The organism is Actinomyces oris, assembly GCF_006546825.1.
Taxonomy (GTDB): domain Bacteria; phylum Actinomycetota; class Actinomycetes; order Actinomycetales; family Actinomycetaceae; genus Actinomyces; species Actinomyces oris.
This window is the reverse complement of the sequence record NZ_VICC01000006.1, coordinates 111,897-129,359: the sequence shown is the minus strand read 5'-3', so window position 1 is coordinate 129,359 and position 17,463 is coordinate 111,897. Positions and strand designations below refer to the sequence as shown.

The 17,463-nt window shown below is 63.5% G+C and carries 13 protein-coding genes, 1 tRNA gene and 1 pseudogene; 5 read left to right on the top strand and 10 right to left on the bottom strand.

All coding sequences use genetic code 11. The features are described from left to right. Positions 1 to 31: 31 nt before the first annotated feature. Positions 32 to 841, top strand: a complete 810-nt coding sequence (locus FK267_RS08075; RefSeq protein ID WP_075379047.1) for a YaaA family protein — start codon at positions 32 to 34, stop codon at positions 839 to 841. A gap of 35 nt (positions 842 to 876) precedes the next feature. On the opposite strand, the gene FK267_RS08070 is transcribed toward FK267_RS08075, so the two are convergent. Continuing rightward, on the bottom strand, positions 877 to 1,611 hold the full coding sequence (locus FK267_RS08070) for a zinc ribbon domain-containing protein (protein WP_075379028.1): 735 nt from the start codon (positions 1,609 to 1,611) through the stop codon (positions 877 to 879). Between the two features lie 46 nt (positions 1,612 to 1,657). Further along, positions 1,658 to 2,560, bottom strand: coding sequence for a Nif3-like dinuclear metal center hexameric protein (locus tag FK267_RS08065; RefSeq protein WP_075379027.1), 903 nt, complete (start codon positions 2,558 to 2,560; stop codon positions 1,658 to 1,660). Between the two features lie 204 nt (positions 2,561 to 2,764). Here FK267_RS08065 and FK267_RS08060 point away from each other — a divergent pair. Both FK267_RS08060 and FK267_RS13665 read left to right on the top strand, forming a co-directional pair. Then, positions 2,765 to 2,859: transfer RNA gene (locus FK267_RS08060), tRNA-Ile, on the top strand. Between the two features lie 499 nt (positions 2,860 to 3,358). Continuing rightward, complete coding sequence (locus FK267_RS13665; RefSeq protein WP_232622576.1) at positions 3,359 to 3,574, top strand: hypothetical protein; 216 nt, start codon at positions 3,359 to 3,361, stop codon at positions 3,572 to 3,574. Between the two features lie 381 nt (positions 3,575 to 3,955). Here FK267_RS13665 and FK267_RS13660 read toward each other — a convergent pair. The 8 genes and pseudogenes from FK267_RS13660 to FK267_RS08015 form a co-directional block, all read right to left on the bottom strand. Further along, a pseudogene (locus FK267_RS13660) lies at positions 3,956 to 4,741 on the bottom strand (recombinase family protein); the annotation flags it as partial. Between the two features lie 28 nt (positions 4,742 to 4,769). Next, positions 4,770 to 5,309: a recombinase family protein gene (locus tag FK267_RS08050; protein ID WP_141406895.1), complete on the bottom strand. Its 540-nt coding sequence runs from the start codon at positions 5,307 to 5,309 to the stop codon at positions 4,770 to 4,772. 264 nt (positions 5,310 to 5,573) lie between these two features. After that, a complete protein-coding gene (locus FK267_RS08045) occupies positions 5,574 to 6,542 on the bottom strand; it encodes a replication-relaxation family protein (protein WP_232622575.1) in 969 nt (322 codons plus the stop codon). Between the two features lie 583 nt (positions 6,543 to 7,125). Beyond that, positions 7,126 to 9,435 (bottom strand): type IV secretory system conjugative DNA transfer family protein, encoded by a 2,310-nt coding sequence (locus FK267_RS08040; protein WP_198498150.1) that lies wholly within the window; start codon positions 9,433 to 9,435, stop codon positions 7,126 to 7,128. Between the two features lie 576 nt (positions 9,436 to 10,011). Then, positions 10,012 to 10,203 (bottom strand): hypothetical protein, encoded by a 192-nt coding sequence (locus FK267_RS08035; protein WP_232622574.1) that lies wholly within the window; start codon positions 10,201 to 10,203, stop codon positions 10,012 to 10,014. Positions 10,204 to 10,257: 54 nt separating this feature from the next. After that, positions 10,258 to 11,079 (bottom strand): MT-A70 family methyltransferase, encoded by an 822-nt coding sequence (locus FK267_RS08030; protein WP_232622573.1) that lies wholly within the window; start codon positions 11,077 to 11,079, stop codon positions 10,258 to 10,260. 366 nt (positions 11,080 to 11,445) lie between these two features. After that, positions 11,446 to 12,087 carry a hypothetical protein gene (locus tag FK267_RS13495; RefSeq protein WP_232622572.1) on the bottom strand — a complete coding sequence of 214 codons (642 nt, stop codon included), beginning with the start codon at positions 12,085 to 12,087 and terminating at the stop codon, positions 11,446 to 11,448. 87 nt (positions 12,088 to 12,174) lie between these two features. Then, positions 12,175 to 12,474, bottom strand: a complete 300-nt coding sequence (locus FK267_RS08015; RefSeq protein WP_009233120.1) for a hypothetical protein — start codon at positions 12,472 to 12,474, stop codon at positions 12,175 to 12,177. Between the two features lie 597 nt (positions 12,475 to 13,071). Here FK267_RS08015 and FK267_RS08010 point away from each other — a divergent pair. Both FK267_RS08010 and FK267_RS08005 read left to right on the top strand, forming a co-directional pair. Then, positions 13,072 to 14,067, top strand: coding sequence for a hypothetical protein (locus tag FK267_RS08010; RefSeq protein WP_141406893.1), 996 nt, complete (start codon positions 13,072 to 13,074; stop codon positions 14,065 to 14,067). 1,988 nt (positions 14,068 to 16,055) lie between these two features. After that, positions 16,056 to 17,258 (top strand): hypothetical protein, encoded by a 1,203-nt coding sequence (locus tag FK267_RS08005; protein WP_141406892.1) that lies wholly within the window; start codon positions 16,056 to 16,058, stop codon positions 17,256 to 17,258. Positions 17,259 to 17,463: the final 205 nt, after the last annotated feature.

Sequence of the window (17,463 nt, the reverse complement as noted above, 5' to 3'; positions counted from 1 at the left end):
GGCCCCTGACCTGCTGGGAGCCGCCTATCATGTGCAGGTGCTGATCCTGCTTCCTCCCTCTGAGGGAAAGACCGCTCCTGCCAGTGGACCGTCGCTGGAACTTGACTCGCTCCTGGACGCGGACAGGCTTACTGCTGCGCGCCGCGAGGTGATGTCCGCGCTGGCTGAGGTGAGCCGGAGTGCCGAGGGGGCCTCCGTCCTGGGGCTGGGACCGCGTAGCGCCGAGCAAGTTGCAACGAACCTGACGCTGGAGACCTCGCCCTGCGTCCCCGCCCATCAGCTGTTCACCGGGGTCCTGTACGAGGCCGCCAGGCTCGACTCGATCGCCAAGGAGGCGGCCGGCCGGGCTGCGCTGGAGCGCCACTGCGTTGTTCTCTCGGGGCTGTGGGGCATCCTGTCCCCCACTGACCTGGTGCCCGACCACCGCCTGTCGATGGGCACGTCCCTGCCTGGACCGGGGCGCCTGCCGGCGTTCTGGAAGCCGCACCTGGCGCCGTCGCTCACTGACATGGCTGCACAGGGACTGGTGGTGGACTGCCGGTCGGCGGACTATGCGGCCGCATGGAAGCCGTCCGCGCGCGACGGCATTGAGGTGGTGAGCGTGCGCGTGGTGCGCACCGCCGACGACGGTTCGCGCAAGGTGGTCTCCCACATGGCCAAGCACGCTCGCGGACTGCTCACCGGAGAGCTCCTCAGGGCCATTGCCGCCGGCTCCGTGCCCGAGCACGTCCACGTGGACGACATCGCAAGCATCGCCGGGGGCCTGGAGGGCATCGACGACGTCGAGGTCTGCGAGCCGGACCGGCAGGGGCGTCGGACTCTCACCCTGGTGACCCGCTGAAGCCGGTGGCGGCCGGCTTCAGACGGGCCGCGCCGTCAGATGTCCATGCGTACAACGATGACGTCGTTCTCCTCGGCGTGGATGACTTCCTCGGCAGGGGCGGCCACGATGCGGGCCAACTCCTGGGGGCTGATCTCGACGGCGCCACCCTCAACGGTACGTCCTCTCAGGGCGACTGCGCCGAGCCCGCCGGTGGAGGTGCGCACGGCCTCGTAGTCCGCCAGGAGGGGTGCCTCGATGGTTCCGGCCAGGTCCGCCCGCTGGTTCTCCAGGGACTCGATCTCCTCATCGAGTCGGGCGAACTCGGCGTCGCGCTTGGCGGTGAGCTCCCGCCCGGCCGTACGGATCTCGGACTCCTCCTGGCTGAGGCGCTCCGCCTCCTGCCGGGCGGAGTCGAGCTCCTCCATGGCCACGATCTGCGCCTCCTCCAAGGCTGACTGCCGTTGGCCGAGCTGGTCGATCTCCCCCTGGATGGCGGAGAGGTCACGGGCCGCACTGGTACCGGAGTGGAGGCGCTCGCGCAGCACCTCGGCGCGGCGCACCACCTGAGCGACCTCTTCCTCGCTGCGGGTGGCCTGCTTCTTGGCCTCGTCGAGGGCTGCCTCGGCCTGAATGGCTGCGCGCTTGTTGACCTTGAGGCGCTCGATGACCGACTCGATGCGGGTGAGGACCGGAAGGTGCTTGCGCTCGTGACGCAGCCGTGCCAGGCGGGAGTCGAGGTCCTGGAGGTCGATGAGAAGGCGCTGCTGGGCGATGGGGGCGCTGGTCACGGCGTGTGCTCCTTCAGGTGTGCGCAGGTTGCTCCTGCGAATCCTCTCATGCCCGGTCTGATCCGGTCGGCAGGCGCAGCGCCCAGGGGTCCGTGACAATGTGGGAGACCTGGACGGCCAGTGAGGCTCCCCGGGAGTGGGCGTCTTCTGTGAGCCTGCGGGCCAGGGGCTCAAGGCCGACCCACTCGGTAGCCCAGTGGGTCCCGCACAGGAGATAGGGGCGGCCGTCCTCCAGGTGCTCGGAGGCGGGGTGGTGGCGCAGGTCGGCGGTGAGGAACACATCGGCTCCGACCTCTCGAGCCCGTTGCAGGAGAGAGTCACCCGCCCCACCTGAGACGGCGATTCGCTCGACGACGGCGTCCAGATCCCCGCCCACGAGGAGGCCGGGGGCGGAGTCGGGCAGGGCTGCGGCGACGTCGGTGGCGAGCCGGCGCAGAGTGACGGGCTCTGGGAGCGTGCCGACCCGCCCAATGCCCTGATCCGGGGAGGCGGGGTCGGGCTCGAGGGGGACGGTGGAGACGAGTCCGACACGCTCGGCCAGGGCGTCGGCCACTCCCCCGTGGGCGGCGTCGAGGCTGGTGTGGGCGTTGAGGAGCGCGATGCCGGCGCGGATGAGGCGGTGGACGGTGCGGCCCTTGGGGTCGGTGGCCGCGACGTGCTCGGTTCCGCGCAGGTAGAGGGGGTGGTGGGTGATGACCATGTCGACGCCGGCGTCGATGGCCTCGTCGACGACGGCTGCCACCGGGTCGACGGCCAGCAGGATGCTGCGCACCGGCTCGGCGGGGTCGCCGCAGATGAGTCCGTTGGAGTCCCATGAGGCGGCCAGGCCGGGAGGTGCGGCGGCCTCTACGAGGGCGACGACGTCGCCGACGGTCAGGTGGCCTTCCGGGGTGCTAGGCGAAGGTCCGTGTCCGGCCTCGGGAGATGCGGGTGCAGGAGTGTGACTCATGCGACCAGGCTAGCGGTAGGGCCGGCGGTTCCTGAGATGTCAGGGGGCAACGAAGCGTGGTGCCTGCGTGTGGGCTTACCTGACGGAACACAGTGGGGAAAACGACCGATGCGGCCGTCATCTGGGGTAACCTACTTCCGCGCTGCTGGCCCCCTCCGGTGCCGGCGGCGTCGGCCTCCTCGACGCCGTCGATGTCGTGGCCGCGCCCCCATAGCTCAGCGGTTAGAGCAGCGAGCTTATACCTCGTATCGTGTCTGATAAACACAAGGTCCTGGGTTCGAATCCCAGTGGGGGTACCACGATAGCCTTACCCAAACCTAGGTCATGAGTAACACGGTCTGGGTTAGTTGATGAAGATGCGAAGCGCTCACCACCACTGGTGAGCGCTTCGTCGTTGCAGACGGTGTTGGTGACCGGGCAGTCCACTTGGTTGTCCCGGTTTTCCTGGGTGTTGTCTTGCAACAAGGTCGCACGGTGCTGTCGTGCGACATTGTGCATCCGGCGGCTGGTCAGCCAGTCGAAGGGCCGCCGGAGGTCGGCTGCCAGGCTGGCGTCGCTACTTGCGTCGGCCAGCAGGCGCGGTGCTGCAGCCCGCTGCAATGGCCCGTCGTCACTCTCCCCTATCGGGCAGTCGCCAGCTGCTATGTCGGTCATGGTCTTGCCTCTGCCATCATTCGTTCCATCGTCCGGCAGGATGACTCGGCCCTCCTCATCCACCGCCGGATTGACCAGCACCCGCTCGAAGAACACCTGGTTGAGCAGCTTCTTTAGGTGGGCAGGCGCGGCGGTGTAGAGGCGGTGGCAGTCCTCGAGGAGGTCAAGGGCCTGAGTGAGGCGCTGCCGCACCTCGGTTATGTCGGCCTGGTAGGCGGCCAGTTGGCGCTCAATATGGTCGAGCTCGCTCGTGAGCTGGGTCTGTTCCTCCCGGAGCAGCTCCAGGGGGACGGCTCCTTCGTAGTGGGCGTGCATCAAGCGGCGGCGCTTGTCCTCGATGTTCGTCCGCCGTGTCGTTAGGGAGCGGATTGTCCGGTCTTTGTCGCGCTCAAGGTGCCGTAGCTCCTCCCGCACATACTGCTCCACCAGCTGGCGATCCTGGCTGCTGAGTTGGATCGTCCGGTAGAGGTCACTCATGCGCTCTTCGACGACGTCGATCAGAACGGCGCGGAAGGCGCAGTCGTGGGTTCGCTGGCGCCTGGCGCAGATGAAGTAGGGGTAGAGGTCGCCTTTGCTGTTGCGCGTGTTCTGCACCAGCAAGCGGGCCCCGCACAGGCTGCAGTACACCGTCGTCTTAAGGTGGTGGTTGTGTTGACGCTCGCGCTCGCCGAAGCGATGGGAGTCGAGCACGGCCTGTACCTGGCTCCAGGTTTCTTCGTCCACCAAGGGCTCATGCGCCCCGGCGTACTCCACGCCTTGGAAGGAGATGACGCCCTTGTAGTAGGGGTGGCGCAGCATGCGATGCAGCTGGGCACCCGTCACCGCCTTGGCCGGTTTACGGGCCGTCGGCACGGTCGTCAGCCCGCGATCGTGCAGGTGCGCAGCGAGCCTCTTCGTCGTCCACTGCCCCGTCGCATACTCCGTGAAGGCGAGGCGTATGAGCGGTGCCCGCTCCTCATCCAGGGCGATGGTGCGGACTTCTCGGCCGTTCTCATCCCTGGCACGGACGTTCACATACCCCAGTGGCGCCTTGCCCAGCGTCCCGCCATTCCTGGCTTTCTCGCCCATCCCCTTGATGACCTCATTGGCCAGGTTACGGGAGTAGAACTCGGCGATGGAGGACATGATGCCGTGCAAGAGCATGCCGCCAGGCGTCTGGTCGATGTTCTCGCTGGTGGAAACCAGCCGGACGCCGGCTTGCTCGAAGGCGCGGTTGATCTCCACGTCATCGGCGCGGTTTCTGGCTAAGCGGTCAAGCTTATGGACGATGACGTAGTCGATCCCACCGTCTTCTTTGAGGTAGGCCAGCATCTTCTGCAGCTCAGGGCGGTTCGCACTACGAGCCGACTCGCCCCGGTCGGCGAACTCCTTAACCACCAGCGCCCCCATCGACTGGGCCTTACGCTTGTTGGCCTCCCGCTGGGCCGGCAGGGAGAAGCCCTCCTCACTACCACCACGCTGGGCCTGCTCCCGAGTAGAGACGCGGATGTATGAGACGGCCCGCTTGGGAGTGAGCTGGGCGGCCATGGCGGTGAAGGGATCGGGGGCGAGTGCGTCAGGCATGGTGCACCTCCTTGGTGGTTTCGGTGGGTTCACTGCTCTGCTCGCGCTGCCTATGCTCTTCCTCTCTGAGTGCGTCGAGCTGGCGCATCCACACGCCTTCTTCGTCATCCCACCAGGCTGGTGGGGTGCCGTCGCCCGGCTGCCAGCCGTTGAGGCAGACCAGGTGGGTACCGGCTTGGGCGAGCTGCTCAATGACCGCGTCTGCTTCGGTGGTGGTGAGGTTGGGGGTGGGCCAGTCTGCCGTGATGACGTACTCGACCCCACCACGCTGGCAGGCGTCCAGTAGCATGCTCAGCCCGTCCTGGCACTGCTGTCGGTCGTGGAACTCGGTGACCAGGTTGAGGCCAGTTGCTTCGGCATAGTCCTCCACCAGCTCCCGTTGCCGGGCCAGCTCGAAGGGGTAGTGAGCCGCGCCGTAGAAGATGGCGATCGGCCCAGCGTCCGCACCACCGTCGCCTCGTGCGGTGGCCGGTACCGCCTCCAGCACGGCCGGGTGCTCATCTCGTGCGTTCGTTGTTGTCTGTGTTGTCATCGGTGTCCTCCTCTCGTCATATATTGCTATTTCACTGGTTTGGCGTTTCTCCTCTTTCTATTGACGCTCAGATGGGCGGAAAAGTCCAGTCTGGTTTCCTGTATCTCTAACATTCCCGCCCAACACTCCCCTAGTCGCCAGCTTGCCCCGCCATTCCGCCGCTTTCAGCACAGTTCGCCAACTTCGTCGCTGGTAGGTTCTCCTTGCCGAGAACGAGGCAGACCGAGAAATAGCCAAGTAGATAACGGCGCTGCTTTCGGCGTCCTAGGGCCCCTCCTGAATTAAGGTGGCGAGCTGCTCGGGCGCGGCGGTGATCTTGAACAACCCCGGGGTCAACGTCTGGTCGGCGGCGATCTGCTCGGCCAGGCGGCCGGCCCGGGTGGGGTTGGTCAGCAGCCAGACCACCTGCGGGTAGTAGCCGTGCTGGGCCTGGAAGATGCCGCTGGCCAGGTGAGCCTGGTAGTCGTGGCACTTGGCCAGCAGCCGTGCCGGATGCTCGGTGTCTAGGTCGACCTCAAGCAGCCAGTGATCCTCTGCGCCGGTATCCGTTGCCGTGATTGCTTCCAGATCCGGCTTGAGCCAGCCCAGCGCCCCACCGAGCCGCAGCCAGGAGCGCCAGCAGGCCGGCTCGGTACGCAACCGGGCCAGGTGCCCGCCGACGGCGTGGATGGCCTGCTCGATGACCACCCGCGCCTGCGTGATCGCCAGCGTATGAGCCAGGAACAAGGGCGACGGCTCCTGAAAGCGTCGCCGCGCCCCGCGACCCTCGCCCGTCAGGCGCTGCCCCGCTGCTGTCAGGTACCAGACGTACCCGGCTGAGCCGGCCCGCGTGCCACCGATCCGCCGTGCCAGGTGAGCAACCAGCCCCAGCCCGTGCTGGCGTCGCAGCCGCCGGCTGGTCTGGCGCAGCGCCGAACGGGCCGAACCGTACTGCCCCGACAGCTCAGTGATCTGCGCAAGCTGGCGCGTCGTGGCATAGCGATGGGCCGCCAGCAGCGCCAGCAGCTCGCGATCGGTGACATCGAGGCGCTCGGCAATCGCCTGCAGCTGGGCACGGCCAATCCGCGTGGGAACCGGCCGCCTTGCTTCGGCCTCTGTCGTCGCTGCTCCCTTCATCGTCGTTGGCGTCGTCGCAGGCGTCGGCACTGCCAGACCAGTGCCTGTCCCGACGCTCGCGTATTCCGATGTCGATATCGCTGTGTTCATCGCTGTTTCCTCCTGTCTGATCGTCATGTGGTTGATCGAGCCGCTGCTGCGAGCCAGGGGTTGTGCTGTGAGGCTGGGGCCGTTGCCAGTGGTGATGGGATGGCCAGAAGGGGCCATCAGTCGCCTCCCGTAACCGCGCCGGTGCCGCACCACAGCGCCGATAGCCCCTGCCTGCTCGCTGCAGCGATGCGTCGAGCGATTCGTCCCCCGACGCGTCTTGGCAAGCCAGTGGTGGAGACAAGCGCAGGGGTAAGGCAAGGGGCGATGTATGGCTGCTGGACTTCGCAGGCTAAAAGCCCCGCTGGGCATGGGCCGGCGCTGTTCTTGGCGGCAGCGCTGACGGGCCGTCCCTCAATCCGCAGGAGTGTGAAAACCGATCGCAATGAGCGGTTTTCAGCCCAGCGCAAGCGGTCGATACTCGGGGAGTGTCGACCCTTACAGCGTTCCGGAGGAGGGAGGGCGGCCAGACAGCGCGTGCAACTACGTCCATGACTCAGGCGATAACCTCCCCGCGGGCAGCCGGTGGCTCCTGGAGTAGCACTTCCGCGCGAGTGACAGCCCGTCAGCGCCACCAACGCGCTGCGGAGGACACGCTCAATTCCTCCGCCCGTCATGCTGTTCCTCCATCCCGCCTATCTGGCCGGCGGCCGAACACCACATCAGCCGTCGAGCCAGGTACGCCATTCGCTGGCCCAGCGCCTTCATTCGTGGCTTCTCCCCCGCGCTCACCCGTCGCGTCGTCCGCTGCCATCTGAGCCACGTCATCACCGGTCATCTCGCCGTGCTGCCTGATCCGCGCGAGCAAGGCGGCCTCAACCTGCGCGGCGTCTTGGCCGTAGCGCGCCTGGCTGGCGGCGCGCAGTGCCAGGGCGTCCTGCACCGGTGGGGTCGGTGGCAGGGTGGTGGCGTGGCACCAGGGGTTCTCCCGCCCGTGGTGCAGGGTGCGGGCGTAGACGCCAAAGCGCGGCAGCAGCTGGAAGTCGGCCGCCTCCAGGCCAATCGCCTGACGGGCCAGCTCGGCCGCGTCCGCCGCACTCAGGGAGAAGATGATCTTGTTGCGCGCATTGGCATCGATCCCCGCCTTGAGCGCTGGGGGCAGCTGCCCGCGGTACTGATGCGCCAGATGAAACGCCGCGCCCAGTGACCGGGCCTGGGCCAGGGCATCGGCCAGGCTGCCCGGCAGCGACAGGTAGTCCTGCACCTCATCAATGAAGACACTGACCACATGCCGCCGCGATGGTTCCACCGCTGCTCGGGCCAGGATGAGTGGCCAGAGCTGGCCGACCAGCAGCGACCCAAGCAGCCGAGCCGACTCCGCCCCCAGCACCCCCTTGTTGAGACTGACCAGCACAATCCGCCGCCGCGTGAACACCTCCCCCAGATCGAACGACGGCGCGGCCTGACCCAGCGTGGCCCGCAGGTGCGGGCGGATGAGGAAAGGCTGCAGCCGCGTCAGCACCGGCCCAACCCACTGCTGACGCTGCGCCTCACTGAGCGCCTCATAGGCCGCCCAGAACTGGCCCATCCCCAGCGGATCCGCGCCCGAGGCCGCAATGAGCCGCTGACGGTACGCCGCGTTGGTCAGCAAGAGGGGCAGATCGACCAACGTCGCCCCGGGCGTGCGGGCGAGCGTCACCAGCGCTGCGGAGAGCACCTGCTCGACCCGCACACCCCAGGATTCAGCAAACACCCCCTTCAACGTCGCCAGCACCGTATCCGCCACCAGCTCCGGCGACGCACCACCACCTAGCACACCACCTCCCACCACCGATGACGACAACGCACCGCTGCGCGCTGCCTGCGCTCGGGCCAGCGGGTTGATCCCCACCGGGCGGCTACTGGTCGGGTCGATCACCACCACGTCATCGCGTCGCTGCTCAGGGATCCGCGCCAAGATGTCCGCCACCAGATCCGTCTTCGGATCGATCAGCAGCACACCCCGACCAGCGTGAATATCCGCCAACGCCAGATGCGCCAAGGCGGTGGACTTACCAGCCCCCGTCGGCCCGAGCAGCACCGTGTGATAGAGCGCATCACCAATCGAGATACCAAGGCGCTCACCCGCCTGATCCGCCACCCCCGTGGCAAACGCCCGCTGCGTCTCACGCGCCTGAGGCAGCGGCAGCACCCGCGGCTGAGCCGACGGCGTCGCCGGCAGCGCCCCATCCCCCACCGGCCAACCCGCCATCGCCACAATCTCTCCTGCACCCAGCTCCAACCCTGCCCGCCACGGCCGCCGCACCCCGTTGAGCTTGGCGGGGTGCTCCGTGCGAGCGCGCAGCCGCACCCCCGGCCCCTCCACCAGGCGCAGCGCCCCCAGCAGCCCCTGCAGCAGCACCCGCTGCCGCAGCGGCGAGGCGGCCCGCACCCCCAAGCGCAGACAGACTGCTGCCCGATGCCGACCCACCTGCGCCCGCATTCGCCGACCCCGCTCACCACTAAGAGACGGAATCGGTACGAGGCCGAGCAGCTCCAGCCAGCCCTGCGGCTCCACCCGCCCCAGCGCCTCTGGCGAGAAACGCCGCCCCAGCTGCAGCTGAACCACCAGCTCCTCACCCTCAGCCGTCACCGCTAGCGCGGCCAGGACAGCCCGCACCACCGCCACCAGCCGTTCCGTCGCCAGCCCCATCCCGACCGGCCAGGCCGACACCACCACCGCCTGATCCACCGCCCGCCGCGAGACCCCACGCGACACCCGGCAGCCCGGCACCAGCTCACGCACCACCGAGACCAGCCGCTCACCCGCGCTCGAGCCCACCGCCCAGACCGCCTGCCCACCCGCGGCCCGCAGCTCCAGCACCACCCGCCCAAGCGAGCTATCCGCCAGGATGCGCTCCACCAGACCCACCGCCGTCTCTGTCGGCAGCGGCAGGGCAAACCGCAGCTGGTGCCACACCAAGGGGCGAGCGGGGCGGGCCATCACGGAGCACCTCCCGACGTGGACGGAGCGGCGACCTCACCGGACTCAGCCGCACCGGCACGATCCGTCACGGCATGGGACGTCGTGGAAGGGGTGCCATGAGCCAAGTAGTGAGCACCGTAATGACGCTGGCGAGCACACCGACCTGCCGACACGGGCTCGTTTGCAGCACAGCGCCCCACCGAGGTGCCACCGCGGGCACTCTGGCCGCTATGAACGCCAGCCCATGGAGCCGCCGCGTCACTTGCGGCAGCCAACCCATCGCTGCTGCCAGGCTCACGCTTCGCGCAGACCTCAGCACCTGAGGAAACCACCTCGTCAACCGCTGCCGACTGCGCCGCCTCATCCGCCTCTACCGCCATCTGCCGCGCCAGTGCTAGCACGATCCGGGCCACCGCCCGATGATCCATGCTGCTCTGCCGCACCGGCACCAAACGCACCCGGCGCGACGAACCAGGCCGACCAGCAGGGTGCGGGGCCATCATGAGTGCCTCCTTGGGGAGCGAGACCGCCGCCCGCTCCGTCGCCGGCCATCGCTGGCAGCCTGAGTGCAGTGGTGGCCAGTGCCGGGCTCCCTCACCACTCCCGTCGGCCCTGCCACCAGCGCACTGCCAGCCAGGCGGCGGCGCTCACGGCGAGCAGCCCGACGAGCCAGGGCCAGCTGCTTTGCACGATGGCGACGATCCACCTCAGCCCCATCGCGATCAGGAGCAGGCCGACGCCGCATCGCAGCAGGCTGCCAGCAAGCGAACGCCTCGAATCGCTCATCATCACCATCTCCTCGCAGACTGCGAATTGGGTACTTGTCTTGCCACGGCCGACTCATCGCAGGGCCTCCTCGTTCTCCTGCGCCCGCTCGCTATACCGCGGCACGGCAAAGCCGGGGATGCGGATATCTGAGTCCACTTGGTCGCCCCACACCGCCCAGGGCTGGTTCGACTCTGGCCGTCGGCGGGCAAACAGCTCCAGGTACGGCCCAGGGCTGACCCGCTCGATAATGGCGAACTGCTCAGCCGGCTTGCGCGAGTGCTCGGTAACGGGAGCGTTAAACCAGGTCGGCTGAGAGCGCGACCCCAAGGGCGCCTTCCCCCGGGTGCAGAACAGCAATTGCTCGGTGGCATTGCGCAACTGGTAGCGGCCACCCAAACCGAGGCGGAACTTCACCCAGGTCAGCGGGCTACGCACCGTAAAGCCCCAGGCCTCAGCCACCTCATACGCCCTCGGCAGCAAAGCATTCGTCGTCCACAGCCACAAGTGGGCATCACGGGCCGCCAGTTGACCCACCGGCAACGCCGTGATCCGCGCCAGGCTCATCGTCCGGTAGTGCTTCTCACCGCTCTGGAGCGGCCAGGGCGGATCGACCAGGATGGTGGCAAAGCCACCAGGCGGCAGGCCAGGGATGGTGGGTGATGAGCTTGCGCCCCCAGTCGGCACGCTGGCTTTTCTGCCGCTACCAGCTGCTTTGTCTGCGCTGTCTTGGCTGAGCACCGCAGCGCTGGTGGCAGCTCTAGCACTCACCGCGTCGCTAGGTCGCAGCGCGCCACCGTTCTGACCTGCCAGTGATCCCACCTGCCTGGCCACCGCACCCTGCCGTGGTGCCGCTCCCCCAGCGCCCGCTCGTCTTGTCTGTTTCGTCTGCTGCATAGTGTCCCTCCTTTTTTGTTCCTTACGTGCTATTTACTTCGGGCAAACCCGCTGTCGGCTATTTCGCGCATCGGCAGCAAGTCGCCCTTATCCCATACATTCCACGAACACTCGCGTGTTGCAAGACCTCCCAATTCAGATTACGAAGCGACGCGACACGTGCTGTTCTTGAGCTGTTTCTGTGGTGCCACCCCAGGAAACAAAATGGACACACGCGCCATTTAGTGGCCACGAAAGTCGGTGCTGTAGTTTTTGCAACAAGCGAGCGAAAATGACGTGGCATGTGGGTAAGGAATGGAGCCGATTGCGACGACATCCGCACGGTCAGCGGGTCGTCGACGCAGCGCCATACAGGGATGCAGACGCTCACGGCTGCCGCCCGTCCGACCGAGTCGGTCGCTGCTGTGTGCACCGCCTGGGACGCGGCCGCGGCGGACGACGCGAGGACGCGTGAGCCGGCCAGGTAGGAGGAGCCGTTCCAGCCACCGGCTGACCACTGTTGCCGTCACCGTCCGATCCATCCGGCACCGCGCCAGGAGACGCACCGTCATGGTTGTCACTGCCGTCGGTGCCGTGAGCTCTGTCGGTGGAGGTAGACGCCGCTGCCTCCCGCACTGCCTGCTCGTTGTCCTGCAGCACCTGGGCCATTGCTGCCTGCATGGCCCGGCCTGCCTCCTGGCGCTGCTGGCTCAGCTCACTGCCCAGGGCCAAGGCGGCTGCCCAGGACGAGCTGGCCGGAACGCCTGCTCCAGCCACTCTGGCCGCCTGGTGTGCGGAGCGCCAGCTGGCTGCTACCTCACCGGCGAGCTGACCGGCCTGGTAGCTGCTCGGCAGCGCGGCAGACAGCGAGAGCGGCGGCTCACCGACGGGCACCGGCCGACTCGCTCCGCCCGGTGGCACCTCCCGCCACGTTGCCAGGCCATCGCGCACCCCGTGGGCGAACGCCCAGCCGATTGCACCCACCACCGCCAGGCCAATGAGGGCCAGGATCCCGACTATTACCGTCATGATGAAACCTCCGAAGATGAGAAGAGATGAGAGAAGAAGAGAAGGAAACGACGAGAAGAGCGTGAGGAGACGTCGCGCTGCCTTTGGCTACAGTTGCCCGATCCGCTGCCCAGCCCCCAGGGCATACCCCGTGATGATCGCTTCGTAGAACTGGGCACCGCCGGGGGCGATGCGGGTCTGGGCCTCAGCCTGGGTCACCAGCGTGGCGATATTGGTCAGTACCTGGGAGGTCAGGAAGGCCCGGGCCTGCTCGGCCTGGGCGGCTACCTCTGCCTGGGCGGCGACCTGCTCGATCTCCCGCCGGGTCACCCGGGCCTGGCCATTGCCCAGTACCACCCCCATCCGGGTGCGCTGGGGCGAGAAGAGACTGAGATTGGTAGAAGCCATGAGAAGAGTCCTTTCGAGAAGAGAAGAGAAGAGAAGAGAGAAAGACGACCAGCCGGGCTGGTCATCTCGCGTTGACGGCCCGTGCTGCCGCTCTGGGGAGAGCGGGCCGTACTACCCGCCACGAGCCGCGCCAGGCCGGCGTTTTCTGCCGGTCTTGTTCCGGGCTTGTGGCGTTGGTTAGAACGGTAGGCAGGCCGCGCAGCAGTGCCGTCAAAGTTGGAAGAAAGTTGGAAAAGCGGGCTCCGCTCAGGCGTCCACCACTGGCGCACATGAGCAGCACTGCCCATCCCCCACTGCGGTCGGCAGCACAACCACGGCTGCGAAAAGCCAGTCGGCCAAGGCAGGGACAGACGGCGCGCTGCCGCTCAATGACTTCCCCGCTATATCTCCTGGTTTGTCCCGACCGCTCGGTCTAGGCTGGCTTGCGGCCCGTCCCCGACACCCGAGTCGCCACGCACGACTGGCCCGTCGCAGCAGGCGTCTTACCAGCACCGGTACTGGCACGTCGGTCGCCTCGTCGCTGCCCTGCCCCAACGACTTCACCTCTGCCTATCCCCGCACCAGCTCTGCCCGTACTCCCCTCTAGGAGGCTCGCTCATGTCCCGCGCTCGTCTTGATGCCGATGACGCGGCGTCCTTGCGGCGTGAGCTGGCGTGGCTGCGTAAGCGCGGTGGCTTCACGGCGGCGCGGCTGGTGCACGCCCCGATCGTCGATGAGGTGCTCCGGGGCAGCCTGGAGGACTCCTTCGAGCGGCTACGCCATCGCTTCGTCTCGGCCATCCACAGCCTGAGTGAGAGCGGGAGTGAGCAGGATGAGCCGCTGGTGGGTGTGCTGCTGGCGGCCTTTGCGCTCAGCCCTGAGACAGCCGGGAGCGGTAGCTTGCTGGAGCGGCGGCGGGCAATGGCGAGCCGCTTGGGGTGCAGCATGGAGACGATCGCTTCGCGGGAAGAGGTCGGGCTGCGCCTGCTGCACAGCCGTCTGGTGGCTGGGCGCTATGCTCAGGCACCGCTGGTGCTGGATGTGCCGGAGATGCACGGTGGGATTGTCTATGAGGAGACCACCACGCTCATCGTGGTGGAGCAGCGTCAGTGGCGGGGCACGGTGGAGCACTACCGGCTGGCCAACATGGCCGGCGAGCTGGACTTCGTCACGATCTCGCGCTCCTACCCCGCTCATGTCACGGCGCAGCCGGGCGGGGAGTTCAGTGTCAACAGCCGCCCTGTCGAAGGGGCGGGGTGGAATGACCACTTCTGGCACATCGACCCCGCAAGCGGTAGGCGCACCCCGATGCACGACGCGACGCGCTACGACCTCGCCTTCCGGGCCGAGCCGTTGCCGGGCGAGGAGCCGACCACGCCGATCTCCTTGGCCAGCCGGGCCTTCCACGCTCGCTCACTGCTGGCCACCATCCAGGTGCGCTTCATTGGGGAGGTGCCGTCCAGCATCTGGCAGTTCACCGGGGCTAGCCCCTTTGCCCGCCCCCAGGCAGCCAACCAGTACAACCGCACCAGCCTGGACGCCCAGCAACGCGCCACCCTCACCCAGCGCGACGTCCATGGCGGGCTGTTCGGCGGGTTTGGGTGGGAGTGGTGAGGAGAGCATTCACGAGGTTGCACCCCATCTTCATCGTTACCATTGCGTGACAATCGGTTGTGCACTCCTACAACGCGAAGTACCTCAAAACTGCCGATGACCTGCGAAGTTGCGACATCACCAACCCCTTCCGTCTGATAATGTCACAGACTCAGTGTGGCCTACTGTTTCTACCGATCCACAGCGGTATATTGTCTGCATCACCCCCAAGGTTCACACATAGCCGCGGCAGAACGGCGTTGAACGCTACGCCGCATCGGGGCACCATCCATCAGCAGTAGCGCAAAGGCGGAAGGATATGAGCACCAAGGTCACCACACGCCAGACAGGGGCACTGCTTGCCTACTGGAGGCTCTTGACCGCCATACTCCGCTTCCGCCGAATGCCTACTATATCCACGTCAGCCTGCACTACAAGGCCGCAGTCGCTGCCATTTGATCATCGTCGCAAAAGCATCGATTGCAGAGTGATTTGGCAGGACGACATAAATACCGCTCCACGGCGTTGGGGGATGAAGGTGTTACCCGCACCTTAATTTATCGGTCGAGTTGATTAATCGTTAAGCACACATAGCCAATCTATGGTATGATAGATGGGTTATGTGTGAACGATTTCCTCAACAATCAAGCCAGTTTGGCTCCACTGGCGAAACACATCCTTCGAGCCAAGAAGTAAGTACGTACACTTTGCGTGAACGCCTAAAACACACTATTGGAGCACTAGCTTCACGAATAACGGGATCAAAAGTTATGTCACTTTTTACCGAGGCTCGCGAGCGTAGAACAGCACGAAAGTTAGAGAAATATCGGAAAGCAACCGAACCTAATCGCTATTGGGCTATAGGACGAGTAGCCCACGATGTGGCATATGGGCTTTCAAATAGTAGCTCAGACTTGGTTGTCAACGTGCCATCCGTGTACCCCATATCACCAGCATTACTAGACGATCATCGTCAGGTGCTGAAAGAAATGAATGATCCGGGATACCATGACCGGATACAAAGAATGCTTGACGCGATTGACGACAACGATGAGTCTCAATCCGAAGAGGTGACTCCACTAGAAAGTTAGAACCCTCGCCAAGGAAGCCTCTCCTTCATTAGCGCCCCTAAACTCGCATTCGAAGGGGCGCTATTGTTTTATCATTCTAAAACAACAAACAAAACGATTTCTGGATCCACGAGCAAGTTTGCGAGAATTGCAGCACAACCAATGGACTCTATTTCTTTGCAGATACTTACCTCCGACCTTCTAGGAGAAGGTAAGGATACCATAAAATCTTGCCTTTACTATCACTACCTCTACGAGCAAAGGTCGTGGATACGTCGCCAAATTGAGACCATCGAATTTGAAAGCGAAAGGACAGCGAAACGCTCTCTAGCTATGGATATTGATTACTCCACAGTTAATCAAATTCGTCTACGCTACGATCAAGTCGGTAGGATATGTTATCTCCCTTGCATAAAATTCTTCGCTAAAACGCCTACACTTAATGCCAGTGCATCTAGTACCGGAAGCCACCATATCACCATTGCTCGTCGGCATGAGAACAGTATCCTTGGCGCAGCAATCCTCGTCGGGCGCCTTCTGCATGGCATTTCAGAATACGAGGTAGACTTTAATGAAGCCAGACTATGGGTACCCAAGTTGCTTGACTGGCTCGTAGAATCTATGCAGAAACATGAGTTCGAAAGTAATATAGATCCAACCCGTCTCCAGCTATCTATAGCATTACAACTTCCGACCGAGATCCACAAAAAAATAGTTGCACAACCTGGTTCTAAATTACTTTCTAATCTTGCTCAATCATATATCCGATCACTAAGCACGTTTCCCTTATTTGTGGCAATACCCTGTTGTGAGGATGAATCAAACTCCACTACCACTACTCGGTACAGAAAAACAGTTTGCAACACTGTCGAAACCATTACACTCACTCGACATGATCGCCTCAAAGGAGGAGACAACTCACATCGAAAGATATGGCAAATGTCAAATCTGTTTACTGGGACAGAGTATATGCTCGACCTGCCACAATTTGGCCTTGAGGACGAAGGAACTCACGCTCGAATTATCTGTCCCAAGGGTATGGTCGTGGATAGCATAGCAATATTCTCAGGCGAGAATAACTTTCCGATTTATCGGTCATCAATTGAAAATAATCCGTCAAAATACTGGTCAACACACTACGGTTACGTGAAACATGATGACAAGCTCAGGCAAAAGAGCGATAAAGGATCACTGATCAATCTGAATGAAACAACTCCGAAATTGGAAGTCCTCTATAACCGGAGGAATGTTGATCTACGCGATTGTGGCTTACCCGCAACCTGGCCCGTTGGCAGTGAAGCCATGTCAGCAAGTGGAGACAAGGGAGCCTCAACCTCTTGGCAAGTACGCCTTAGTATGAGTAGTAGACGGTCACGATTTTTGGTCCCGACATTAGGTTTGCTAATATGTAGCATATATGCTCTCACTGTCAATATACTTAAGGCACAGGAATCCGACCACGGGATTAGTTTATCATCCGTCAGCACCCTCGGATTACCTCTGCTGCTTGGTTTCTTGGTGGTTGGTGAAGAGCACCTCGTTCTGTCTCAAGCACTATTTAGAGTACGCAAAGCGGTCGCCACAGCGACTATTATGTTTGTTATCACGGCGTGTACTCTGGCAGTAGCGGGAAGAAATCATTACTCGATTGTACTGTATATCGCCGCAATGCTTTTCGGGTTGAACGCAGTATTCCATACATTCATCCAAATTGTGAGAATTGGATACTTTAGAGCGGATGCATTCGAAGAAGCACGCATGCGACTAGCCGACAACTATCACGAGCTCATTGACGACGAACTGACAAAAATAGATGAGACTGAACCTGACCCAAACAAGCGAATCAAATTGAAAAAGCGAGTTATACGCCGAGCGAAATGGAGAACATTTGATGCCGCAATCTTTAACGGCAAGAATCGCACCTACATCCTTAAAGACATCCACTCAGAAATTCTGCCAAGATGGGCCCTCAAACTCTATCCTACGACACGACGGAAACTATGGTTGGAACTCCTGTTCTTGTTAGCGCTCGTTAAAGCCACGGCTACTACGTACCCGTTTGTTGTTCAGTTCCTAGGCATAGCCGGTAAGACGCTTTGGTCGATAGTCAAACAGGTGCTTTCTTGGCTGTCATTAAACTAGGGGACGTCACTAGTCCTCGAATCGCAGTGACAGACCAACTGAGCAAACTGATAGAAACTCAACGTGATGACGACTACAGTCATGATTGTGGGTTTCGACTCGGTGCGGAACTCCTTTAACGATGAGACCTCGTCCGACAGGAGCATTCACTAGATTCACAAGAATAGTTCCGCCACAATGATAATGTCACCAAGCACCCAGGTTC